Annotated in this window: 23 protein-coding genes and 2 pseudogenes; 6 read left to right on the top strand and 19 right to left on the bottom strand. The window is 56.8% G+C overall.

Going from position 1 to position 22,141, the window contains the following annotated elements; translation table 11 throughout:
* Window positions 1-106: 106 nt before the first annotated feature.
* The 3 genes from Q7C33_RS07270 to Q7C33_RS07260 are packed head-to-tail and all read right to left on the bottom strand — an operon-like array spanning window position 107 to window position 2,601.
* Window positions 107-1,354, bottom strand: coding sequence for an MFS transporter (locus Q7C33_RS07270; RefSeq protein ID WP_198795762.1), 1,248 nt, complete (start codon window positions 1,352-1,354; stop codon window positions 107-109).
* Between the two features lie 33 nt (window positions 1,355-1,387).
* A complete protein-coding gene (gene dmeF / locus Q7C33_RS07265) occupies window positions 1,388-2,305 on the bottom strand; it encodes a CDF family Co(II)/Ni(II) efflux transporter DmeF (protein ID WP_030141795.1) in 918 nt (305 codons plus the stop codon).
* Between the two features lie 20 nt (window positions 2,306-2,325).
* Window positions 2,326-2,601, bottom strand: a complete 276-nt coding sequence (locus Q7C33_RS07260) for a metal/formaldehyde-sensitive transcriptional repressor (RefSeq protein WP_030141796.1) — start codon at window positions 2,599-2,601, stop codon at window positions 2,326-2,328.
* 151 nt (window positions 2,602-2,752) lie between these two features.
* On the opposite strand from Q7C33_RS07260, the gene Q7C33_RS07255 reads away from it, so the two are divergent.
* Entirely contained in the window at window positions 2,753-3,109 is a 357-nt protein-coding gene (locus tag Q7C33_RS07255) for a VOC family protein (protein WP_198795760.1), read from the top strand.
* Window positions 3,110-3,138: 29 nt separating this feature from the next.
* A complete protein-coding gene (locus Q7C33_RS07250; protein ID WP_030141798.1) occupies window positions 3,139-3,948 on the top strand; it encodes an isocitrate lyase/PEP mutase family protein in 810 nt (269 codons plus the stop codon).
* A 48-nt stretch (window positions 3,949-3,996) separates the two neighbouring features.
* Here the strand turns inward: Q7C33_RS07250 and Q7C33_RS07245 are convergent, their stop codons facing one another.
* Window positions 3,997-4,800, bottom strand: a complete 804-nt coding sequence (locus Q7C33_RS07245) for a DUF1206 domain-containing protein (RefSeq protein WP_030141799.1) — start codon at window positions 4,798-4,800, stop codon at window positions 3,997-3,999.
* A gap of 386 nt (window positions 4,801-5,186) precedes the next feature.
* Here Q7C33_RS07245 and Q7C33_RS07240 point away from each other — a divergent pair, with 386 nt between their 5' ends.
* Window positions 5,187-5,642, top strand: a complete 456-nt coding sequence (locus Q7C33_RS07240; RefSeq protein ID WP_030141800.1) for a hypothetical protein — start codon at window positions 5,187-5,189, stop codon at window positions 5,640-5,642.
* Between the two features lie 17 nt (window positions 5,643-5,659).
* Here Q7C33_RS07240 and Q7C33_RS07235 read toward each other — a convergent pair.
* Window positions 5,660-5,788, bottom strand: a pseudogene (locus Q7C33_RS07235) (2,4-dienoyl-CoA reductase); the annotation flags it as partial.
* A 212-nt stretch (window positions 5,789-6,000) separates the two neighbouring features.
* On the opposite strand from Q7C33_RS07235, the gene Q7C33_RS07230 reads away from it, so the two are divergent.
* Window positions 6,001-7,245 (top strand): serine hydrolase domain-containing protein, encoded by a 1,245-nt coding sequence (locus Q7C33_RS07230; RefSeq protein ID WP_407683075.1) that lies wholly within the window; start codon window positions 6,001-6,003, stop codon window positions 7,243-7,245.
* 105 nt (window positions 7,246-7,350) lie between these two features.
* On the opposite strand, the gene Q7C33_RS07225 is transcribed toward Q7C33_RS07230, so the two are convergent.
* The 14 genes from Q7C33_RS07225 to Q7C33_RS07160 all read right to left on the bottom strand — a co-directional run bounded on the left by Q7C33_RS07225 (window position 7,351) and on the right by Q7C33_RS07160 (window position 20,454).
* Window positions 7,351-9,741: a TonB-dependent siderophore receptor gene (locus Q7C33_RS07225; protein ID WP_407683074.1), complete on the bottom strand. Its 2,391-nt coding sequence runs from the start codon at window positions 9,739-9,741 to the stop codon at window positions 7,351-7,353.
* 119 nt (window positions 9,742-9,860) lie between these two features.
* The gene (locus Q7C33_RS07220; protein ID WP_030141803.1) at window positions 9,861-10,841 is read right to left on the bottom strand and encodes a FecR domain-containing protein; all 981 of its coding nucleotides are present in this window, start codon (window positions 10,839-10,841) and stop codon (window positions 9,861-9,863) included.
* A complete protein-coding gene (locus tag Q7C33_RS07215) occupies window positions 10,828-11,343 on the bottom strand; it encodes a sigma-70 family RNA polymerase sigma factor (protein ID WP_030141804.1) in 516 nt (171 codons plus the stop codon). Before Q7C33_RS07215 ends, Q7C33_RS07220 begins: the two co-directional genes overlap by 14 nt.
* Window positions 11,344-11,578: 235 nt before the next feature.
* Complete coding sequence (locus tag Q7C33_RS07210; protein ID WP_051066039.1) at window positions 11,579-12,277, bottom strand: lysophospholipid acyltransferase family protein; 699 nt, start codon at window positions 12,275-12,277, stop codon at window positions 11,579-11,581.
* The gene (locus Q7C33_RS07205; RefSeq protein ID WP_217859805.1) at window positions 12,274-13,311 is read right to left on the bottom strand and encodes a beta-ketoacyl synthase N-terminal-like domain-containing protein; all 1,038 of its coding nucleotides are present in this window, start codon (window positions 13,309-13,311) and stop codon (window positions 12,274-12,276) included. Before Q7C33_RS07205 ends, Q7C33_RS07210 begins: the two co-directional genes overlap by 4 nt.
* Window positions 13,308-14,519, bottom strand: a complete 1,212-nt coding sequence (locus Q7C33_RS07200) for a beta-ketoacyl-[acyl-carrier-protein] synthase family protein (RefSeq protein WP_030141807.1) — start codon at window positions 14,517-14,519, stop codon at window positions 13,308-13,310. Before Q7C33_RS07200 ends, Q7C33_RS07205 begins: the two co-directional genes overlap by 4 nt.
* Window positions 14,516-14,767 (bottom strand): acyl carrier protein, encoded by a 252-nt coding sequence (locus Q7C33_RS07195; protein WP_198795754.1) that lies wholly within the window; start codon window positions 14,765-14,767, stop codon window positions 14,516-14,518. The genes Q7C33_RS07200 and Q7C33_RS07195 overlap by 4 nt, the downstream gene beginning before the upstream one ends.
* A gap of 22 nt (window positions 14,768-14,789) precedes the next feature.
* Window positions 14,790-15,404 (bottom strand): methyltransferase family protein, encoded by a 615-nt coding sequence (locus Q7C33_RS07190; RefSeq protein ID WP_202334958.1) that lies wholly within the window; start codon window positions 15,402-15,404, stop codon window positions 14,790-14,792.
* Entirely contained in the window at window positions 15,385-16,290 is a 906-nt protein-coding gene (locus tag Q7C33_RS07185; protein ID WP_407683073.1) for an NAD-dependent epimerase/dehydratase family protein, read from the bottom strand. The genes Q7C33_RS07190 and Q7C33_RS07185 overlap by 20 nt, the downstream gene beginning before the upstream one ends.
* Window positions 16,291-16,297: 7 nt before the next feature.
* The gene (locus Q7C33_RS07180) at window positions 16,298-16,879 is read right to left on the bottom strand and encodes a histidine phosphatase family protein (RefSeq protein WP_407683072.1); all 582 of its coding nucleotides are present in this window, start codon (window positions 16,877-16,879) and stop codon (window positions 16,298-16,300) included.
* Window positions 16,876-17,652 carry a hypothetical protein gene (locus Q7C33_RS07175; protein WP_407683071.1) on the bottom strand — a complete coding sequence of 259 codons (777 nt, stop codon included), beginning with the start codon at window positions 17,650-17,652 and terminating at the stop codon, window positions 16,876-16,878. The genes Q7C33_RS07180 and Q7C33_RS07175 overlap by 4 nt, the downstream gene beginning before the upstream one ends.
* Window positions 17,630-18,784, bottom strand: coding sequence for an aminotransferase class I/II-fold pyridoxal phosphate-dependent enzyme (locus tag Q7C33_RS07170; protein WP_030141813.1), 1,155 nt, complete (start codon window positions 18,782-18,784; stop codon window positions 17,630-17,632). The genes Q7C33_RS07175 and Q7C33_RS07170 overlap by 23 nt, the downstream gene beginning before the upstream one ends.
* A 7-nt stretch (window positions 18,785-18,791) precedes the next feature.
* Entirely contained in the window at window positions 18,792-19,838 is a 1,047-nt protein-coding gene (locus Q7C33_RS07165) for a GNAT family N-acetyltransferase (RefSeq protein ID WP_407683070.1), read from the bottom strand.
* 31 nt (window positions 19,839-19,869) lie between these two features.
* The gene (locus Q7C33_RS07160) at window positions 19,870-20,454 is read right to left on the bottom strand and encodes an acyl-homoserine-lactone synthase (RefSeq protein ID WP_198795750.1); all 585 of its coding nucleotides are present in this window, start codon (window positions 20,452-20,454) and stop codon (window positions 19,870-19,872) included.
* Between the two features lie 387 nt (window positions 20,455-20,841).
* Here Q7C33_RS07160 and Q7C33_RS07155 point away from each other — a divergent pair, with 387 nt between their 5' ends.
* Together Q7C33_RS07155 and Q7C33_RS07150 are read left to right on the top strand one after the other, a co-directional pair.
* Complete coding sequence (locus tag Q7C33_RS07155; RefSeq protein ID WP_030141816.1) at window positions 20,842-21,555, top strand: helix-turn-helix transcriptional regulator; 714 nt, start codon at window positions 20,842-20,844, stop codon at window positions 21,553-21,555.
* Between the two features lie 345 nt (window positions 21,556-21,900).
* Window positions 21,901-22,089 (top strand): annotated as a pseudogene (locus Q7C33_RS07150) (IS4 family transposase); the annotation flags it as partial.
* Window positions 22,090-22,141 lie beyond the last annotated feature (52 nt).

The following is a 22,141-nucleotide window of genomic DNA, read 5'->3' as shown; positions in this document are numbered from 1 at the left end:
TTCAGCCGTTACACGCTAGTTGACTTTCCGTGGCACCGCTATATAGCGCTGGCGTCTAAAAAGAAATAACGCATCCGATTGAAATAGCGTTACTGCAGAATTCTGGCTACCGAACCTGAACTTTCTTTTTTATTACCCATAGCCCCAGAAAAGTCAGCACGGCAAAGCCGGCTCCCATCACGAAAGTAGCCTGGTAACCCACCGAGTCCCACAGAACACCCGCAGTGACGCTTGCCACCAGCAAGGTCAACCCAGTCAACAGATTGAACATGCCAAATGCCGTGCCACGCAGCTCAATAGGCGCGCAATCGGCGATCAAGGCAGCGAATATTCCCTGGGTAAACCCCATGTGCAGTCCCCATAGAACCACTCCTGCAGCCAGGCCGGTGATGCCCGGAACGAATGCCAGTGTCAGGTCGGCGATGATCAGCAATATCAGCCCTGTGCCGAGCACCGACAGGCGGTTGATACGATCAGACAGTGCGCCAGCTGGATAGGCTGACAGCGAGTACGCCACGGCCATCAAGACCAGCACTGCAGGTGCCCACATCGGCGCCAGTCCAACGGCGTGGCCACGCAGGATCAGGAAGGCTTCGCTGAAGCGTGCCAGGGTGAACACCGCAGCTACACCCACCACCCACCAATAGCCGGCGCCCAGTCGTGCCAACTCCCGTCGACTCAAGGGCATACGCACCCGTTGCGCTCCTGGCGCCTGTGCGGGCTCATGGACAAACAGAAGCAACACCGCGACGGCAAGGAAGGCCGGGATGACGGCCACCCAAAAAACCGTCTGGAAGTGGTTCGCCGTCAGCCACATCAAGCCAATCGCAAGCAGCGGCCCCAGGAACGCACCCACGGTATCCAGCGTCTGGCGCAGGCCGAAAGCTGCCCCTCTTATCGCTGGCGGAGTGATGTCGGCGACTAATGCATCACGCGGGGCACCGCGGATCCCTTTGCCAATACGATCGATAAAGCGGGCACCGGTCAGCCAGTCCAGCGAGCCTGCCAAAGGAAAGATCGGTTTCGACAGCGCCCCCAATCCGTAACCCAGCGCCGCAAGCAGTTTGCGCTTGCCCAATCGATCACTGAGAGCCCCGGAGAATACCTTGGTGATCGAGGCTGTAGCCTCGGCGATTCCTTCGATGAGACCCACCGCCAGGACGGAGGTACCCAGCACTGTGACCATGTAGAGCGGCAATAAGGCATGGATCATCTCCGAGGAAATATCCATCAACATCGAGACGAAGCCCAGTGCCCAGATACCGCCTGGCATGGTGCGCCAGGCATTGCCGGTCGAAGCCTTGCGGATTGGCGCAGTCGTTGGAACACCGCCCGGCCTGTCAGTGGTTTTCATCATGAGCCTCGGAAAACGCCTTGGAGCGTTGGGTCAGACGGGACGATATTCGACGGTCAGATGGCTGACTTCGTGAACCGGCTTGAGACGTTCACGAATGCTATCGGCGTCCACCGTGTTGTCACCCATTACGCTGACAATGGCCGCATGGGCTTGCGGTCCAATCTGCCACACGTGCAAGTCCGTAATGGTGGCATCCCCATTCTTCTCCACCAGCTCGCGGATTTCCTCGGCAATGTGGGCATCTGTCTGGTCCAGCAATACAGCCGCGGTGACGCCCATCAACGACCATGCCCAACGCGCGATAACGAGGGCGCCGACGATCCCAATGACCGGGTCCAGCCACACCCAACCGAGATAGCGGCCGGCGAGCAGTGCAACGATGGCCAGCACCGACGTCAGCGCGTCTGCGATGACATGGAAATAGGCCGATTTCAGATTATTGTCGTGCCCGTGGTGGTGATGGTCATGATCACTGTGATCATGCCCATGGCTATGTCCGTGGCCCAGCAGCAGTGCGCTGATAATGTTGACGATCAAACCGACAATCGCAATGAGCGTCGCAGAGCCGAACTGGACGTCTGTTGGCTGCAAGAGACGCATGACAGACTCAACGCCAATCCCCAGGGAGACCATGCCGAGTATCAACGCCGAGGCAAACCCGCCCAAGTCGCCAACCTTCCCGGTACCAAAACTGTATCGCTGACTGGACGCGTGGCGTTTTGCATATCCGTAAGCGGCGGCCGTGATGCCCAATGCGCCGGCATGGGTTGCCATATGAAAACCATCGGCCAATAAGGCCATCGACCCTGTGATATAGCCGGCGATTATTTCGCCAATCATCATCACGACGGTCAGTGCCACGACCCAAAGCGTACGCTTGGCGTTTTCGTCGTGCGCCGAGCCAAGGAACATGTGGTGGTGGGTGTAGTTGAGGTGGGAGCCGCTCATGGGGGTGTACCTGGATGCGTTCACTTGGAATAACGGCGAATGGCTTCGAGCAGCTCTTCGACGCCTTTGTTGCGCTGCGCTTCGCTGAGCGCAGGGTTAGCGACATGCTCCCGTGCGTGGTCTTCGATGATTTCTTCCATCAGACCGTTGAGGGCGCCACGAGTGGCGGCCACGAGGTGAAGTGTCTTGGCGCAATCGAGATCCGACTCCAAGGCCCGCTCAACGGCCTGGATCTGTCCGGCGATACGTTTCACGCGCTTGAGAAGATCGTCTTTGTTTGCTGCGATATGACCCATTGGATACCTCTGCTATGCGTTGCGCACGATAGGTATACCCCCTACCCCTATTCGCCGACAAGCTAAAAGCGCCTTAACAGGCCCCAATGCGCGAACAGTGCAAGCGCTTACGTTACACTCGCCACCCTAAGCATCGGCCAGGGAGGCAAGCATGAGCGTTCGCGGCAAAGACCGACAAATCGACAATATCGAGCTTAATGTAGGCGACATCGCCCGTAGCAAAGCCTTCTACGGCAGCGCATTCGGTTGGACCTTCGTCGACTATGGCCCCACCTACACTGAATTCACTGACGGCCGCCTCACCGGTGGTTTCACTACAGGCGAGCCCGTTCGACCGGGTGGGCCTTTAATCATTTTGTACGCCGACAACCTCGCTGAAACACAACGGCGGCTCATAGCCCTGGGCGCTGTTTTAACCCGGGAGGTATTTTCTTTCCCGGGTGGCAGCAGGTTCCACTTCACGGATCCAGATGGCTATGAACTGGCCGTGTGGACAGAGCAGCAATAAAACAAACCCTTCAAAGGAGTTGAATTGCCATGGCCCCACTGGATAACGCTTTTCACAGCCTCCACCAGAATGGACTGTTGGTTCTGGCCAATGTGGCCGACGCGGGTGGTGCGCGTATGGTCGAACGCCTGGGTGGCAAGGCCGTAGCCACCAGCAGCGCGGCCATGGCCTGGTCCCACGGGTATCAGGATGGCAACAAGCTGCCTCTTGACCTGCTGAGTACCACCGTCAAATCGATGGCCAGGGTGCTCAGCGTACCGCTCACAGTGGATATCGAAGGCGGCTACTCGGATGATCTGAAGCAGGTCGGCCAGGTGATCAATGCCGTCATTGCCGCCGGAGCGGTCGGGATCAATATCGAAGACGGCCTGGGCTCGCCAGAGCTGCTAGTTCGCAAGGTTGACGTGGCGAGGACGGTGGCAGACCGGGCGGGCGTCAAGCTGTTCGTCAACGTACGGACCGACGTTTACCTCAAGAACCTTTTCCCCGCCGAACAGCGTCTGGAAGAACTACTGAAACGCGCCGCGCTGTATGCCGCCGCCGGGGCAGATGGTCTGTTTGCCGCCGGCGTGATCGATGCGGACGAAATCGCCACCGTCTGCCGGGAAACCAGACTGCCAGTGAACCTGCTGTCCCGGGACGGGTTGCCCTCCCTCGACGAATTGAAGCGCCTAGGAGTCCGACGGCTCAGCGCAGGTTCCAGCATCGCCGAATTTCTGCATGGCGCCATGGGCGCGTTGGTCAGCAGTTTCCTCGACAATGGCCAACTCGACACCCACGCCTTGAAAGCCCATACATACGGCGAATTGAACGCATTGATGGCGGCGAAAACCGAGTGATGTCGGGGCCCCGAACGGGGCCGAACACTATTGATGCCATGGACATGCCTATACGCCAGGGACTTCCATATTTATCTTCCGCCAGAAGGCCTCAGCGAAGCTGTAAGCCGAGAAAGCAATCAATCCGAAGGCCATTATCATCAAAACCATCCACCCAGCTGGTAAATTCTGGAGCGCCTCAAGGGCTTCCTTCATACCGGGTGGATCCATGGCTTGATAGGCAGAGCCACTAACGGCCAACAGCAATGCAATCTCTATAAAGACGACGCCACGTGCAATCAGGCCAAACCGAGACACTGGGCGGACGTACCGCATGACGTCTTCGTCGGCCTCGAAATACTTTTCAAACGACGCCTTCCATCCCTTGATAATGTGAGCGATTCCAACGCCAAGCGGAATAAGAGCAATCAGATACACCAATACATTGGAATGCTGCCAGGACAATAGATGCGCCAGCCAATCTCTGGTGTGTTCCCCTGAGTTACCCGAGCTACCTATTCCGCTTACAAGTAGGCCTAGCGCAAAAAATGCCAGAGCACCATTGACCAAACCTCCTGCAAACAGACCGGTGCGAATTATCAGACCCTTGAGATGTTTGCCGTGATGGTCGACATCACGCGTAGCTTGCAGAACACGCCATGCCGCAAATGCGAGCAGACCCGCCACGACGATTCCCACTAAAAAATAGCCAAACGGCTGGCCTAATAGGGCTTCCAGGCTTTTTTGACTGTCTTTCGGCTTTGTCGAATCTTGTGCCGCAAGCAATGCAAAGATACCGATGATCAGGTAAATCACTCCTCGAGCAGCGTACCCTCCGCGTGCAAGGACAATAAGGCTATGGCGCGCTGACATTGGCTGTTTTCCCGAAAGTAATACAGGAACAGACTCGTCTGACTGGAAGGGGTTCTATCGTTAAATTCAAGGCCGCAGCCCTGACCGACTCAGAGTCGCTCGTTGATGACCGAGGCGACAGGCAGCTCCCAAGCCAAAAGCGGCCGGTTAGCATTTACGAAAATCGAGAAGCTATTGCTTATCGCTGTTATGCAATCTGCTCGACCGCCGTCAGGCTGACCTGAGTGCACACCGGTTCACAGCGCGAGCCATTGCCAGCAAGCGTTGGGGTTCACAAAGTCCTAAGCCCCGTAATCCATTTTAATTTACCATTCGCAGGCGGTCTGCTCCGGCGCCGCCCAGCCCACTCCTGCACTCCGAATTTCAACTGGAAGGATCCCCGTTTCATGTCCAATACTTTGTTCCGCACACTCGCCTTGTCCAGCGTGTTAGCCCTCGTCAGCTGCACCACTGCAAAGCCAACCGTATCGACGCCTGTCACCTCCAAGGCCATCGAAGCCTTCGTCGACATCTGTCTGAAGACCGCCCCCTCATTCGCCGGCTCTGCTGAAGCGGCCAAGCGGTTCGGCATCAACGACCTCCAGGACATGGGCTTCACGCGCATCGGCTTCACCGCGGACAAAAACCTCGCTGTGCAACTTTCCGAAAAGGAATGCGTCGTCACCACCCCGAAGCAACCCGACGACAGCCTGACCCGCCAACTACTGAGTGCCGCGCAGACTTACTCGCAAACGCCGGTAGCAGATCGTGTGCCATCGAAGGTGCGTATCCAGGACAACAACTTTATTCTTCAACATGACCGAAACGGCGGTGAAGCTTATGTGCTGTTGCGGAATAGGTAATTAGCACTCTTACCGGACATCACGGGCATTTTGGCGACGGTCTGTATCTGGCGGGCAAACTCGAGGAAATAAACCTCACGTGCCTCACCCTGCATGGCGGCGACTTCGTAACGGCCGCCAGATAATTCCACCAGGTCCCCCCCCAGGCCGCCGTTGGCAGCCCCACCAGCGAGACACCCAATGGAAAGGCTCTGCCTAAACGCTGCCGAAGCCCCTACCGCTGACAGATCCAGAAGCCCGCTGGACCGCAGCTGAAGGTGGCCCAGCGCTCGGGCGCGATCCCAATGAGTGGGCTATGGTTCAAGCGGCCGCTCGTCTTGACGTGCGTGAATAGCAAAACAAAAAAGAAGGATAGGTTATGCACTCATCCGCTATTTTTCGTGGGACTGCGCCTGGTCGCTCGCTGCTTCTCTCACTTGGTCTGCTCGCTGCGGCTATCACCTCGGGCGCATGGGCTGAGGATTATCCCCACGCCCAGGAACCGATTGGCACCGTGGAGCAGATCTATGACGGCGCCATGCTCCCCGATCTGGCAGTCAGTACCTACCGCAACATCGACCGGCTCTTCCCCACCCACAGGATTAAAGCCGGCGATCATCCGTATGCGCTGCCGAAATCAGATAAACAGTTGCCCAACGTGCGCTTCACTGTCGGAGATAAAAAGTACGACCTGTATGACTTCGTCGCACTGGACAGCATTACGGCAATGCTCGTGCTCAAGGACGGCAAGATCGTGTTCGAGACCTATCAGCGTGGCAACACCGAGAAAACCCGATGGATGTCGATGTCGATAGCCAAATCCATTACCTCCACACTAGCGGCTGCAGCGATCAAGGACGGCCTTATCAAGGGCCTTGATGCGCAAGTGGTGGATTACGTTCCCGAGCTCAAGGGCAGCGCCTACGAAGGCGTGACCGTGCGCGACGTGCTGATGATGTCTTCGGGCGTGAAGTGGAACGAGACCTACACCGATCCAGCGTCCGATCGTCGCGCGCTACTCAAAGCGCAGATATCGCAGAAACCACGTTCGGCCATGGCCTTGATGGCAAGTTTGCCGAGAGCTGCCGAGCCCGGCACGGCCAACACTTACAGCACTGGCGAAACGCAGGTACTCGGCGAGATCGTCCGTGGCGCGGTGAAGATGCCGCTGGCCGATTATCTGTCGCAGAAGATCTGGCAGCCGTTCGGTATGGAGAGTGATGCCCGGTGGTGGCTCGATTCGCCTGACGGCGTGGAAATCGGTGGCAGCGGTATCAGCGCCACGCTGCGCGATTATGGACGCTTCGGGCTGTTTTTCATGAACGGCGGCAAGATTAATGGCACATCGATTCTGCCTGAAGGCTGGGTCAAGGAGGCGACGCTGCCGACCAAACTCAAAGGCGGTAAGTCCCTGGACTACGGTTACATGTGGTGGACGGCGTGGACCGAGCCATCGGTGAAAGACGGCGCCTATTCGGCGGTCGGTATCCAGGGCCAGAACATCTATATCAACCCTGCCAATAACGTGGTGATTGTCACCTTTGGTGCCCAGCCCAAGCCGGTTGACAAAGAGCCGATCGACCCGATGGTATTCTTCGATGCCGTGGTAGCTGCGTTGAAGTAAATTCGCGCCTTGGAGAACGTTAATCTGCGGCGCGGAGGACAACTGTGGGGGTGATGACAGTGCCCGAAATATATCGGGCACTGCTTCTTATAGATGGGAACCTGCTTACCAGCTATAACTCACTTTGGCGGTAATCTCGCGCCCCGGGTTGTAGAAGTTCGCTGTGCCGGAACCGACCACGTGCTGCTCATCCAGCAGGTTGCTGACGTTCACCGCAAGGTCAGTGCCCTTGGCAATCTCGTAGTTGAAGGCGGCGTCGAACAGTGTGGTGCCATCGCTTTTGCCGGAGTTGGCTGCATCGAAGTAATAAGAGCCGACGTAGCGCGCACCCAAGCCAACGCTGACATCAGTGCCGGGCACGTCGTAATAGCTCCAGAGCGAAGCGGAATGCTTGGGTGCCGTGGAGAACTCATTACCCTTCAGCGAGCTGCCGTCGTACAACGAACCGCGCAGTACCTCGGACTCCATATAAGAGTAGCCACCAATCAGGCTGAGGTTCTGCGTCACCTGCGCCTTGGCCTCCAGGTCGAGGCCACGTGCCCGCGATTCGCCCACCGTCTGTTGCTCGATGACGCCGCTCGGCAGCACCACGGCGATGGTGACGTTTTCCTGGGTCAGGTCATAAACGGCTGCGGAGAACAGTGCGTCCATCCCCATCGGCGCGTACTTCACGCCCACTTCGTACTGCGTGCCCGTCTGCGGTGTTACGCCAACCTGAGGCGGTGAGACGGATTCCACCATGCTCACATAGGTGGACACCTCATCGTTGACGATATAGGTCAACGCACCTCGGTAGGAGGTTTCGGAGAAGTTGTCTTTCTCAGTCGATTGCAAGCCTTTGCTGGTCAGGTCCATCGAATCGTTGCGCATACCCGCGGTGACGATGAAACGCTCGTAGAACGACAGGTTCTGCTGAAGGAATACGGCCTTGGTGGTCGCGTCTCGCTTGTTGACGGCATACGGCGCGATTGAGCGTGAAACGCCAGTAAACACCGGATTTGCAATATCAATCGGGGTCGTCAGGGCGTAGACCGAGCTTTCCTTGGTGGTCGAATCGAGGTACTCCACGCCCACCAGGCTGCTGCTGTCGATGTTCTCGAAGCGGGCATCGTATTGCAGCATCAGATTGCCGTTGAACTGGTCGGCCTCGGTGTCCGTTCCAAACAGAAACCGGTCAACGGTAGTACCGACACGTGCGGCGCTGTCGCTGAGGTAAACGTAGCCAAAATCATCGGTCAATTTGCTGTAACGCAGATTACTGCGCAATACGAAGCCGTTATCGAAATCATGGGTGACGTTACCGCTGAGGCTGGTGCGCTCGACATCATGGAAATTGTAGCTGGGCTCACCATAAAACTTGCTGCGGTCGTATTCCTTGTCCAGCGGATAACCGCCACTGTTGGGCGAACTTTCAGTTTTCAGGTAGTCCAGAATCACCGTTGCCGACGTGTAATCCGTGGGTGCCCAGGTGAGGCCACCCATCACCAACTGGTTGTCGTCCTGCGAGTGATCATATTCACGGTCGCTGTTTTGGCCTTTGGCAGTAAAGCGGCCAGCCAAGGTTTTTTCGTCGTTCAGCGCATCCCCCACATCAATGCCTGTCTCGACATGGTCAAACGAACCGTAGGTCACATAGCCCTGGCCAAACTGCTCGAAGCGCGGCTGTTTGGTCACGAAATTCACCGAACCGCCCGGGTCCGCCGGGCCAAACAGCGTGGAGTTGGCGCCACGCAGAATCTCTATGCGTTCATAAGCGAACGGATCTTCGCGTACGCCGCGCATCGAACTCAGGGTCAAGCCGTCACGGTAGGTGGTGGCCTGGAAACCCCGGATCTGGAAATAGTCGTTGCGGTCATCCGTACCATAGAAGTCACTGACCACGCCCGGCGTGTATTGCAGCGCCTCTTCCGTGGTGCTGACGCTGCGTTGCTCCATTTCCTTGTTGGTAACAACCGACACCGATGCCGGTGTATTGAGAATGCTGGTTGCCACCTTGCCGCCAACCCAGAGCTCCTTGGCGACCACCGAGTTGGCATCGTCATCGGCACTGACCCTGACCTTGGCATTGATGATGAGAGGTGCAAGGCGGTATTCCTCGACGTCCGTTGCGTCGAGCTCCAGCGGGCCGGCGGGCTTTGGTTGAGGGATCAGTAGATAGGCATTCGGGCCTTGCTGTTCGATTTGCAATTCGCTCCCCTGCAGCAACGATGACAGCGCTGCCGACGTAACGAGCGTGCCATTCACGCCAGCAGTGCTGCGGTTCGCTACACTCGACGCGTCGAAGGAAAGACTGATGCCAGCCTCGCGCGCAAAGCGGTCAAGCGCCGGCGCCAGTGGGCCGGCAGCGATGTTCCACTGTTTGGCTTGATTGTTGTGGCCAGCGCTTGACGTTTGCGCCAGCGACGGCAATGCATAGCTGCTAACGATCAAACCCAAAATCACACCTTGCAAGGCACGATTTAATGGATGGCGCTGTGAAACAGGGGACGAACTCATTTTCTCGCTCCAAGAAAGGACATCGGCAGACTGGCCTGTATTCCGGCCTTCCTTAGAGGTCGAACGAGAATGAGAAACTACCTCATTATTTTTCAGCTGATACAAAAGTTTGGATGGGTTCAGGTGGCAGCGGTCACAGTTACCCAATAACGGGTTCGATAATCAATGTGCAAGTGCAATGACTGCGCGATCAATGCCAGCACCTGGTCGTTGTCGGCGAGCTGGAAGGTGCCGGAAACGCGACGATCAGCGACTTCTTCGGCGCAGCGCAGTACTCCGGGGCGATAACGCGACAACTCCGCGATGAAATCATCGAGGCGCATATTGCGCGCACTGATCACCCCGTCACCCCAACTCCATAGATCAAGGCCGTTGTCCCTGAACATTCGGGTGCCGCTTGATGTGAACAGCAGCTGATTTCCAGCCTGGACGCTGCGGCTCGCAGGACTCTGACTGGAGCCGGGGAACACCGTGACTGATCCTTCCCGAGCCGCGACCAGAGTGCCATCGTCAAGCTCGCGTGCCAGAAAGCGGGAACTCTGAGCGCGCATGATCCCGTTACGTGATTGCACCCAGAACGGTCGTGCTCGAGGCGAGTGTTGATCCGCGCCGACATTCACGATGATTTCACCACGTCGAAGGATTATCAGGCGTCGCTGGGCGTCGAAATCGCTGTCGACGGCGCTATCGCTATTGAGCTGGATAAGGCTGCCATCATCGAGTTGGAAGCGTCGTTGCTCGCCGGTACTGCTGCGCTGCTGCGCAAGCATGGCGGGTACGGGTGTATAGTCCCGGCCGAGCCAGGCTGCCGTGCTGACAGTAGCCAATAGACCCAGTAACTTCAGGCTTTCCCGCCGCCGCATTCCATGACGGGTACCATTAAGGGTTTGCCGGGCCAGTTGAGCTGGCACGCCTGCAAATTCATCCCCAAGCGTATCCACACGCTGCCACGCCAACACGTGCTCTGGGCGCTGCTGCAGCCAGTGCTCAAAAGTGCGCTGTGTTTGCTCATCGGGTTGATTGAAGCGAAGGCGCACTTGCCAGTGGATCGCCTGGTCGACAACGGCCGGATCCAGCGCCTGCGACTCACGCCTCGACATAACGCAAGCGATAGCAGTGTTGCAGGGCTATGGCCAGGTCGCGTTCCACCGTCGCACTGGAAACACCCAGCTTTTCGGCTATTTGCGCGCAGGTCAAACCGTCGAGCCGGGCAAATAAAAACGCTTGGCGAACTCTCGGCTTAAGCATATCGAGCATGCGGTCTATGCGCTCAAGCGCATCAAGAATCAGCAGTCGGCGCTCTTCCGAGGGAACCTCGTGTTGAGGCAGCAACGTGATGCTTTCCAAGTAGGCACGTTCGAGTTCGCGACGACGATACTGATCAATCATCAGTCCGCGGGCGATACTGCTCAAATAGGCGCGTGGTTCACGCAAGGGGCTGGACTGACGGGATTTGAGCAGACGTACAAAGGTGTCCTGCGCCAAATCTGCTGCGTTATCGCGACATCCAATGCGTCGGATCAGCCAACCTTGTAACCACGAGTGGTGGGTGCGATAGAGCAGCCCTAGATCTGCAGTACCTAGTGTTTCATCGCTGCGCATCGGAATACCGGCAAGTACATGATTGATAATTAATCGCATTCTACTCGCGCAATAGGCCTCAGGTAAATACGTGGCGCTCAGCGTCCGCTTTTGGGCAAACGCTGTGATTCAACACCCGCCGCCCTTCCAGCGATGATAAAGGATCTGCCCGCCGCCGCAGTCGTTGCTGCTGGTGGCCGAGCGACGGAACGACCCGCACACCGTGCCTGGAAAGGATGCCGTGTGAGCTTCTGGCTCAAACGATTGGGATCATGTTGCTGATGATCTCGCGCGTGTGGCTCGCCAAGTCCTTGCTATTCATGCTTGCCACGACATCCGCCTCGATGGGCGGGTGGGCGACGATGCTGACGTCAGTGGAGCGCAATGAATTGTAGGCAACGTCTCTGACAGCGGAGCAGATCGTCACGGGAACGATCCCCACCCCCATGTCCTTGGCGAGCCGGAACGCGCCGCTCTTGAAAGGTAACAAGTTCCCGCCGTTGTTCCGGGTGCCTTCAGGGAAAATCCAGAGGGACGTATTGTTGGCCGCGACATTCTTGGCCACCTTGCGCATGCTCTGGATCGAGGCCCGCGGATTGCTTCGGTCAATGAACAGGCTGCCGGTCAGCCAATACAATTGCCCCACCAGGGGCAACCACTTGAGCGATTCCTTCCCGACAATGACCGTGCCTGGCTTGAGCGCCTCGGCAACGATCATCACGTCATAGTTGCATTGATGGTTGACCACGTAGATATACGGCTTGCCCTCGGCAATCGTGTTGAAGCCCCTGACAGCGACACGAACCAGAAATATTCGATTGATCACCGAATAGGCGCGGCAGGCGACGTGCAGGTTCCGGTTCTTCTTCGGATTGATCAACATGAACACACATAAAAATGGAAAGCTCAGGACGATGAACAGCCCGACCAACAGCCATCTCACTACCAGAATCATACGTCACCCACCTTGCTTGAATCCCTTGAACCCTTGGCAGCACCGGCCTGGGCTTCGCTACACCCCACCAATGCGATGCCATAGAAGCCTTCCTCATCGACACACGCCATTACCCCAACATCGCCGGCCTTGACCGATTGCGCCAAGTCGGCGAGTTGGTAGGCTCCGACCAGGGACAGGCTCAATGCTTTTGCCCGTTGCAGGACAGCGAGTTTTTCCCCGAATGCCTGGCCGAGATCGTCCAGGGCGGCCCGCCACGATTCCGCTACCGACACGCTGACCTGACCGAGTCTATCAAGCGCCACCCCATTGCCTGCCACGAACGTGAGTATCAGGTCGCCCAGGCTGGCCCCGCTCGTGGGGAACAAGCGCCCGGTCACGCAGGACCTGACCACCGGCCCCGGCGTTTGCGGATCGGAACAGGTTCGGAGACTGAAAATCGCGGCGGTATCGATTCGTTCTGCCGCGTCCAGCCCATGGCTGTCGGCATAAAGAGTACCGAATTCGCCGCTGAAGGTTTCCATGGCTGTCGCGTAGATCCGCTCGCAGTCCCCGCGCCTGGCGAATCGCAGCCCTTGCACCATCGCGCTGTAGAAGCTCAGTTCCTTGGCGCAGAGCGAAACGTTGGCACCCTTGATGCCGTATTTGATCGCCAACTGCCCCACCGAGGAATTTATGACGGTGTTGGGGATCTGTGCCGGATTGACCTGGAATGCAAAACGACTTTCGTTCGACTCCTTGATCAACTGGATGACGGTATCGATCGAACCGTTGGACGTGCCACCAATGACGGCCGCACGCGCCAGGGATTCGCCCTGGTTGGCATCCTCGATCAACGACATCGCCGCCAACAGCAACAGGGACTGTCGATCGAAGTTCTTCAACTCCCGGCTAGGCACCAGTTCGCCCGCCGTCAGGTCCCACCGGGGCGCCAGCCCATGATGCAACTCCGTGCCCCCTTGCTCGAATGCGCCGGGCATCCGCAACATGACCCAATCGTTTACGGCCAGTGCAACGATAGCGTCATTGCTCATTTGGGATTACCGAATACCAGGATTGAATTATTTCCGCCAAAAGCGAAGGCATTGTTGATGACCACGTCGACTTTTCCGGCCCTGAAACCCTCGCAAACCACGTCGATGGGTATTTCAGGATCCTGCTCGCTCACGTTGATCGTCGGCGGCAACCCTTCGCTGAGGGCAAGCATGCAGGCGATGGCACCGAAACCCGCCGCCGCGCCCATGCTATGCCCCATCATGGACTTGATCGAACTGACCGGTGGCGGTGAATGGCCAAAGACCGCCTCGATGGCCTTGTACTCGTTACTGTCATTGGCTGCCGTACCGGTGCCGTGGGCACAGATATAACCCACCGTCCCGGGCGGGACGCAGGCGTTTGCAAGTGCCGCCTTCATGCAGTCGCCAACGCTGTGATGATTGAGCCTCACCATGTGGTCCGCATCGCAATTCATCGCGAAGCCCAGCACTTCTGCATAAATGTGTGCTCCACGGCGAATGGCCCGTTCGTAACTTTCAAGCACCAGCGCGCTGCCGCCTTCGGAGGTCAGGACACCCTTGCGGCCGGCGTTGAACGGCGTGCAGTCCTTGTCGGTCATGCTGCCCAGGCGATGGAAGGTCGCGAAGGTGGCCTTGTACACTGCATCGCTCCCACCGCAGATGGCCAGCTCGCAGTCACCCGCCTGGATGGCCTCGTAGCCGAAGATCAACGCAGCATTACTGGCCGAGCAGGCATTGCCAATCGTCACGGCCTCGCCGGTGGAACCTATCGATCTGGCCACGTCTCGGCTGATCTCGGAGGCAAACGTGCGCCCCAGCGAAGCATGCAGGCCTGGCTGGGACTGCGCCATGGCCGTGACCATGTCGTCGATCAGGTTGGATTCACCATAAGTCGTGCCGAAGTAACAATTGACCCGCTTGCCAGCAATCGCTGCCCGCTCGATCCCGGCATCGGCAAGGGCGAGCCCGGTGGCGGCCAGGGCAAAATGACTCGGCGTACCCGATTCGGCGAACGCATCGAAATCAGCGACCCATTCAGCGATGGTGCCTTTCACCTCGCAGCCGTACTTTCTTTCGAAGCGCTGCGTGTCGATTTTCGACAGCGGCACGGTGCCGTTCACCCCTGTTTTCAAAGCATGGAAAAAGGCCTCTTTTCCGACCCCGATCGGACTGACCGGCCCCAGGCCCGTCACCACCACCCTTGTGCCCTTACCGGAGCTGTTCATGCACACTCAGCCTCAAGGGTCTTGTCGATAAACGAGAGTATCGAATCCACACTGGTGATCCTGGGGATGTAGGTTTCATCGACCCGCACCTGGAATGCACCTTCGATGCCGGCGAGGATTTCTATTCCCGACATCGAGTCGGCGCCATAAGCTTCGATGAAGTCCTTGTGGTTCTGGATTTCTTCGGCGTTGACCCCCAAGACCTGGGAAACGATTTCCTTGATTTTTGCTTCGTGAACGTGAGTCATGAGACCTCCTGGAATGACGCAATCAAATAATGAAAGGAATGACCTTGAAGCTGTCGGCCTGATAACGAACGTAGGATTGGCCAAAAAAACCGACCAACATTTTCTCTTCGCCGTCGACCCGTTTAAGAATCAATGCCAGTGCAACGGCGAAGATGATCGCCGCCGCGTATACGCTGGCGTACAAGCTGAATCCGGTCACAATGAGCAGCGTGCCGAAATAGGCTGGGTGGCGGATGTAGCGGAAGGCGCCCGCGCGGATCAACTCATGGTCATCCAGCACCCGCAGCGAATGGGAAAAGTGCCGTCCCAATATGATCTTTCCATGGGCTCGAAGGCCGATGCCGCACAGGATCAGCAGCGATCCGGCCAATTGCAGCATCGCATCGCTGCGCGTCAGTAACTGTAGCAGCATGACGATCGCGATGGCGCACGACACCATGAAGCCACTTTTCAGGCCTTTGTCGAATTGGCTGCCGCTGTCGGTTTCGCGCAGGAAATAAAACTCTGCGGCGAGCAGGATGGCGGCCATGACGACTGACTGGAACAACGCAAACCCCGTGCAGACATGCAGCACCCAAGAGGCGCATGCGACCGGCACCAGCAAACTGGCGGCGACATCAATCCTGAACGTTTTCAAAATAAGCCCCCACCAATACCGATAACGTTGAACGAGTCATGATCACTCTCACATCCTTTTCGACCCGCCAGGGGTATACGAACAAATCATTGAAGCGCGCCCAGGGAAACAACTTGCGCTGGCGCCTGAAGGCATCGACGAAAGACAGCACCTTGTAGATCCTGAACAGTGTGCGCACCTTTACCGTGCGTAGCCTCGCCCGGCCTTCGGCGCCCTGGAGCCGGCGGTACACCTCGTCGACCAGATCGTTATAGGTAACCGTGTCGTCGCTCAGCAGATAGCAGGTTTGCAAAGTCCGTTCGGGAGGACGTGAGAGCCATTGGCGGATGGATCGGGCAATGCTCTCCACGCCAATGACGTGCAAGGCTGGAAGTTCGCTGGTGACCAATGGCAGTAACTTCAATTTGCACATCGAAATCATCGGCAGCAGGTTTTTATCGTGACGGCCCAGTACCGTCGGCACCCGTAGGATCACGCCCTGCACTTTGTGGTCATTGGCACGAATAACCTGTTCGGCGGCCCATTTGTCGTCCGCGTATGCGTCCCGCCTTTTCTCCGGGTTATAGGCCTTGACGCTGCTCAGGTGGAACAGGTTTTTCTTATCGAGCGCGCCGACTCGGATGGACGCCATTATCTGTTGGGTCAGTGTCTCGTTATTGGCATGGCTCGTCCCCAGCCGGCTGAGACCGATGCCCGTGCAATTGACAATGAAATCGTGATCCTTGACCAGTTCGATAAACGCCGCAGAGCCGACCTCGCACACCGCAAAACCCGCCTTTGGCGAACGCGAGTGGCGGGTAACCCGCAGGTCTTGTTCTTGCCTGAGAATTTCGAAGACACCCTGCCCGATAAAACCACTGGCGCCTAAAAGCAGTACCTTCTTCACCTGTCAGTCATCCTTTTCCTGGCGCTAAAGCCTCAACCGTAAAACACCCCGAGCGATACACCGTACGGATCTGCATGCCCTGCCTTTGCAGCGTCTTGCGCACGGTCCTCAGGAACATGCCGTGGGAGACCACGACCGTGGTCTCTCCGGTCGTGATGCACGCGGTATAAAGCTCATCGGCCACCTCCACGGCACGCAGGTGTTCCGATCTTCGGGATGCGGCCCCCAACGAAATACCCATCAGCCAGAGCACGCGATGCAAGGCGAACCATTGCCTCAAGCCCATCTTCAACAAAGGCACGCGACCCAGCCGCAGGTCGAATTCCTTCAATCGGTTGTCTTGCCGGATACGTCCGGCACCGAACAGCCGGCAGGCCGTGGCATAGGCCCGATTGATCGGCGATGAAATGATGTTCAGCCCTGGCGTCATCAGCGGCCCGGACAACTCCGCACGGCTCAGGAAATCGGCAATTTCGGCCTCGTCGATCGACGAAGTCTGGTTGTACTCATCCAGCAGCACTTTGGCCGAGGCAGCACCGCAGCGTCCGTAGTCGATCAGGGGGGTGGCGTGGCGTATCAGATAAATCACAGTAAATAGACACCGGTGACAATGGCATTGCCGACCATGAACAAGAACGGCGTATCCCACGTGTGAGGGGACTTCGCTTCGGTCAGGGTCAGCGCGAGAGGAAAAACGGCGCACAGCAATACGAACTGATGCACTGCGAAGTAATCCTTGAACAACACGCAAAACAGCATCGACATCACAAACACGGTGGCCGAGCCTTCCAGGGTCCTTTTGAATGTCTTGTCGACAAAAAAACCTTTGGTCGTATATTCGTGTTTTCCAAACCTGATACCGACAGGCTCCGCCAGGCCGTCACCAAACGTCGTCGCCAGGATCGTGATGTAGAGCAGTTCCAGCGGGACGCCGATGGCCAGCCAGATATATTGCGTCACCCACAACACCAACAAGCCCGCGACCGTCTGGCTCACCAACCAGGACAGCGTGTTCGGTGCGTCTTCTGGCCGGTCAATACTGGCGAACATTTGTTGCGCGGTCAGCGACCGACGGCGTGACCAGCCACACATGGCAAAGAACAGGATGGCGGTGGACAGCGCCGAGAGCAGCAGCCGTTCATGGGTGTCCTGGATATTGAACAACGCAAAAAACAGACTGGGCAGCATGAACATCGCAAAGTGCCCGACCTTCCTCGTGTAATTGACACGCACCCCTCGGTTGATGACCAGCAGCCCCAATCCCTTGCACAGCATGAAGTAGAAAAGAACGATACTTAACAGCGCCGACCCCACTTGAATCATTTCGTTTTTCGTCCGTTCAAATGATCTGGCGCAGCGCATCGATGCAATAGTCCACATCGCTCTGGGTGTGGTTGTAAGTCAGGCACAACCTGATCCTGGACTGGTGTTTCGGCACGAACGGCGGCACGAACAACGACCCCATGATCCCTTTCCCAACCAACCCGGCGTTGACCCGTGCAGCTTCCATCGGGTCCTTGAACACCACCGGAATCACCGCTGTTTTCGAATAAAGCTTGTCGACACCGAGCGCGTCGATTTGCTCATGGGTGTAGCGAGTGAGTTCAGCGAGCCCGGCCCGGCGCATGCTTCCTTCCGTGGCATTGATCTCCAACGCGGTGCAGGACGCCGAGGCAACGCCTGGCGAAACCGAGCGCGAAGCATTGTAGGTCGGGCATCGGAACCTGACTTTTTCCGCGAACACCTCGTCCTTGAACACCACGAAGCCGCCCGATGAGCCGAACGCCTTGCTCATGGTGCCGACAATGTAGTCGATGTCCGAGAGCACCCCGGCCGCTTCGCAGGCACCTTGGCCGCTGTTGCCCAGCATGCCAACGCCGTGCGCGTCGTCGATGTAGATCTCCAGCGCCGGATGGAGCTGCTTCAAGCGGGTGATTTTCTCGAGATTGGCGACGTCGCCGTCCGCCGAGAACACCCCGTCGGTCACGATCAGGATTTTCTTGTCCAGGTTCAGCAGGACCAATTGCTCCAACATTTCGATGTTGGCATGACTGTAGGCCCTGAAAGGGCTGCCCGATAACTTCACCCCGTCCCAGATGGAAACGTGGGACAGCTTGTCGAGCAGGATCAAGTCGGCGCGCTCAGCCGCCAACGGAATAACGCCGAAGTTCGCCTGGTAAGAGGTGGTGAACATCAACGCGGTGCGCCCGGTATACAGCTCGCTGTAGCGCTGCTGCAAACGCTCGTGGTACTCGGTGAAACCGCTGAAAATCATGGGTCCGCCAATGTTCGAGCCGTACTTCTGGATGGCGGAAATGGCCGACTCTTTCATGCGCGGGTGATTGGAAAGCCCCAGGTAATCGCACGATGCAAAATTCAGCATCGTCCGGCCATCCAACAGCGTCATGTCCCGGCCGCACGCCGAGCGCACTTGAGGGAAGTACGTGTAAAAACCCAACTCTTTCGATTTGAACGCGACGTCATCAATACGCATAAAACTCTCACTTAACCGATGCGGTGTATCTAAAAATGCGATAGACCCTTTCGGTGCAAATGCCATCGCGGGTGAGGTGGCGCATCGTTCGAAGCACCATGACGTTATCCTCGAGCATCCAGGACACACTGATTTTGCTGCGGCCCACCTGATGCAAGGCGATGGCGGACAATTTCAATGTCAGCGCAACCGACAGGCCTTTTTTCTGATATTCCGGAGTCACCCCGGTAAAGAACGCGCGGCCATATAACCCCTGCTCGTTCATTGCCGGAGCAAACATGGTGAAGCCAAGGATTTCGCCGTCCTGTTCGGCAATCAGTGCCGACAAGTCCCTGATGTTGCGAGCCGCCACTTCAAACTGCCCGGCGGTAGAAGGACTGAAACCCCAGTTCCGTTGCCATGCGCGGTTGTAGCAGTCGGCCAACGCTTGACTCTTGGCGACCAACTCGTCCTGGCCATAACGATGGAACTGAATACCCGCCAAGCGCCGGGTCAGTTTTTCTTCCAGGTCGTGCTGCTGGTAGCCCTCGGCTGGGGGCTCGAAGACAATTTCAATCAGGTCCTTTGCCTTTTCGCAGCCGGCCTCGATAAAGGCGTCGGCTAGCTCAGGGCTGTTGGACGGCAACGAAAACACATTGAAGTCCGACTCGAATGTTCGCAAACCGCGCTCAACGAGGAACGAACTGTGGAGAGGCCCCACCAGCTCCGTCACCTGTCCGGGCAACAACCCCGTGTCGTTTATGTACTCGACACAACTGCCCAACAGCTGTTTCAGCATGCTCGCCAGCGGCAAGGCCATCAGCGTGGAGAAATATGCCTTGCCCGCACCGTTGACCGTATCCTGCCGATCGAAATGCACGATGCAGAACGCGACGACCTCGCCCTCTTCATCCCTCCACGCCACCGGCACATTGTGCTCGGTCGCCGAGTAGGTGCAGGCCGTGGTGACCCGCTGCTCAAGTTGTTGCCGAGAGCGCCCCACGGCCGAAATACGTGCATCCAGGCGTACCAGGGCATCCCAGTCGCACGCCGCCAAGCCCGATACTCTACTCATCAATTATTCCAACCATGATTCGCGATGATGACTAGGCGGCCTGAGACAAAGCGCTGGTGGTTTCGTCATCGATTTCGATCCAGAAAGGCACGACACTTTTATTGTCGATAAGCCGTGGCGCCGAAATCCTTCGGGTGTTGACGCCCATCCGCTTCAACAGACGCTCGTTGCCCACGGCTGTAAAGGCAATCAGCCGAAACGCGCCTTTCGAACGTGCGACGTCGATGACTTCCTTGACCAGCTTCACTGTATTTCGCCAAGCTTGCTCAGCCGTCAGTACTTGCCCTTTCGGCTTGCTGATGGCGAACCGGGAAAGTTCCCATATCTGCGGCGACGAAGGCAGCGGATTGCTTCCCATCAAATACGGGAAAACATCCCCCAGCAGATAAGGCCGATGCGTGGGAATCAATCGAGCACAACCGAAGATCTCCTGATTGTCATCACAGGCCAGTACATACACTGTGTCAGAACGATCAAAGGCGTCTAATTCAATTCCTTTTTCACAAGCCAAAGGCCAGCCTAACTCTTTAACGAATACTTGGTATCTATATTTAGCCAGTGCAGCTTCCATTCCTGGCAAAAGATCGCTAACAGTCCCTGTTACCGCGGTCAGCATAACTACCTCCTGACGAAAATTATTCCGCCAGTACAACAAACCGGGCTCTTTGTGGGTAGCTGCCCGAATGGGCAGGCCAGGTAAATCAGCGTGTCGCCACACGGTACTTCTTGAAAATAACGAACTGTATCCACGACAAAAGAATAGTCCCGTCTCTTGCCAGCCTTTCTAGCACTTTCGTACTAAAAAATTCGCCATTAGCTCTGCCCGCTATTGCTCTATCTAGACGCATCGGCGATGCCGAATGTTTGCAAGCGTCGTGCTGCTGGCCTTATCGGCTGAAGGATTGCCGTCGGAAGGCCTCTCCATCTCCCGGCAGCGTTTCAATCCTGTATGATGTGCCCCGCTCTTGTCACGAAAGAGCGCTGACCACGGAAGGTAATATTGGTGATTGATTGGCGTGAAGACTTTATAGCGCGTGTGGCTGGCTGCACTTACGAAAACCAGCTATTTAACGAGCTCGTTAAAATTACAAGAAACTTAGGCTTCGAATTTTGTTCTTATGGATTAAGACTAAGTTCGCCGTTAGCGCCGACGCAATACTTTCTGCTTTCAAATTACCCGGACGCCTGGGAAAAAAAGTACATTGCCGGCGATTATTTCTCCCAAGACCCCACCGTTGAACATGGACTGACCCGTTCGATTCCATTGCGCTGGTCTGCGCAGCAGCAAAATCCAGGGCGCGGGTTCTGGGAAGAAGCGCGGCATTACAACCTCAACCATGGCTGGTGCCTTTCTTCGCGGCGCGAACATAACTCGATCGGTCTGCTCTCCGTCTCCCGCTCAAGCGAACGCATTTCAATACAGGAAATGGAAAGCAAAGAGACCAAGCTGATTTGGCTGACTCATCTGGTACATGAGGCCATGGCGCAGTTTTTCTTCGCAAAAACCAGGGTTGATACTTACAAGCCACTGACCGCCCGGGAGAAGGAAATACTCAGGTGGACGGCATCGGGAAAAACCTATGTCGAAATCGGGATCATCCTGAACATCGACATACGAACGGTGAAGTTCCATCTGGTGAATGCGATGCGCAAATTGCGGGCGTCGAACAAGACTGAAGCGGCGGTCAAGGCGTCGTTATCTGGCTTGCTGTCCTGAGACACCAATGTTCTGAAGCCCGAATGATGACCGCGCCTCTCATGGGAAGGCGTGGCCAGTGCAAGCCTCGGTTACCTAAGCGCTAACGTGTAGCTGTACTTTTCTGCCGTGGAAACCATGGTCGGCTTTTTCAACAGAATCGGCCGAAAGCTGCCTGTCGACATGAATACCGACATTTTCTCAGGCACAAAAAAAGCCACTCATCTGAGTGGCTTTTTTAAATCTTGGAGCGGGAAACGAGACTCGTATCTGGTGTCCGACTCGTTGAAATCTAAGGGATTTCTTTTCTTGCCGGGGCAGGAAAAAACTTGATTCTGGACTTGTTTTTTGAGGGTATCAAGGCACATCGCCGCTCAGTTAATCGTCATGGCAGCGGCGAACTCGATATCAGCAATGGGCAGACGTTGGGCGGAGTTAAGATCGAGGATTGGAGGGATATTTCTGGGTCACCGTCCAAGGCCTTAGGGGCCTAGGACGGTGAAGATTTCAAAGACCCGGTTTCCGGCGGATCATAAGGCTGCTCCGCTTAAGTGACCAGCATTACGCCAATGCGGGGCTTTTTGTTTGGACAGGCTCAATCTTGGGT

Source organism: Pseudomonas sp. BP11-1-1 (genome assembly GCF_052112105.1).
Classification (GTDB): Bacteria; Pseudomonadota; Gammaproteobacteria; order Pseudomonadales; family Pseudomonadaceae; genus Aquipseudomonas; species Aquipseudomonas alvandae.
This window is presented reverse-complemented; position numbering and strand designations above follow the sequence as displayed.

Bases quoted from the DNA above. Each gene is read 5' to 3' on its own strand.
- Q7C33_RS07270 (WP_198795762.1), bottom strand. From the start codon at position 1,354: ATGAAAACCACTGACAGGCCGGGCGGTGTTCCAACGACTGCGCCAATC.
- dmeF (WP_030141795.1), bottom strand. From the start codon at position 2,305: ATGAGCGGCTCCCACCTCAACTACACCCACCACCACATGTTCCTTGGC.
- Q7C33_RS07260 (WP_030141796.1), bottom strand. From the start codon at position 2,601: ATGGGTCATATCGCAGCAAACAAAGACGATCTTCTCAAGCGCGTGAAA.
- Q7C33_RS07255 (WP_198795760.1), top strand. From the start codon at position 2,753: ATGAGCGTTCGCGGCAAAGACCGACAAATCGACAATATCGAGCTTAAT.
- Q7C33_RS07250 (WP_030141798.1), top strand. From the start codon at position 3,139: ATGGCCCCACTGGATAACGCTTTTCACAGCCTCCACCAGAATGGACTG.
- Q7C33_RS07245 (WP_030141799.1), bottom strand. From the start codon at position 4,800: ATGTCAGCGCGCCATAGCCTTATTGTCCTTGCACGCGGAGGGTACGCT.
- Q7C33_RS07240 (WP_030141800.1), top strand. From the start codon at position 5,187: ATGTCCAATACTTTGTTCCGCACACTCGCCTTGTCCAGCGTGTTAGCC.
- Q7C33_RS07230 (WP_407683075.1), top strand. From the start codon at position 6,001: ATGCACTCATCCGCTATTTTTCGTGGGACTGCGCCTGGTCGCTCGCTG.
- Q7C33_RS07225 (WP_407683074.1), bottom strand. From the start codon at position 9,741: ATGAGTTCGTCCCCTGTTTCACAGCGCCATCCATTAAATCGTGCCTTG.
- Q7C33_RS07220 (WP_030141803.1), bottom strand. From the start codon at position 10,841: ATGTCGAGGCGTGAGTCGCAGGCGCTGGATCCGGCCGTTGTCGACCAG.
- Q7C33_RS07215 (WP_030141804.1), bottom strand. From the start codon at position 11,343: ATGCGCAGCGATGAAACACTAGGTACTGCAGATCTAGGGCTGCTCTAT.
- Q7C33_RS07210 (WP_051066039.1), bottom strand. From the start codon at position 12,277: ATGATTCTGGTAGTGAGATGGCTGTTGGTCGGGCTGTTCATCGTCCTG.
- Q7C33_RS07205 (WP_217859805.1), bottom strand. From the start codon at position 13,311: ATGAGCAATGACGCTATCGTTGCACTGGCCGTAAACGATTGGGTCATG.
- Q7C33_RS07200 (WP_030141807.1), bottom strand. From the start codon at position 14,519: ATGAACAGCTCCGGTAAGGGCACAAGGGTGGTGGTGACGGGCCTGGGG.
- Q7C33_RS07195 (WP_198795754.1), bottom strand. From the start codon at position 14,767: ATGACTCACGTTCACGAAGCAAAAATCAAGGAAATCGTTTCCCAGGTC.
- Q7C33_RS07175 (WP_407683071.1), bottom strand. From the start codon at position 17,652: ATGCGCTGCGCCAGATCATTTGAACGGACGAAAAACGAAATGATTCAA.
- Q7C33_RS07170 (WP_030141813.1), bottom strand. From the start codon at position 18,784: ATGCGTATTGATGACGTCGCGTTCAAATCGAAAGAGTTGGGTTTTTAC.
- Q7C33_RS07165 (WP_407683070.1), bottom strand. From the start codon at position 19,838: ATGAGTAGAGTATCGGGCTTGGCGGCGTGCGACTGGGATGCCCTGGTA.
- Q7C33_RS07160 (WP_198795750.1), bottom strand. From the start codon at position 20,454: ATGCTGACCGCGGTAACAGGGACTGTTAGCGATCTTTTGCCAGGAATG.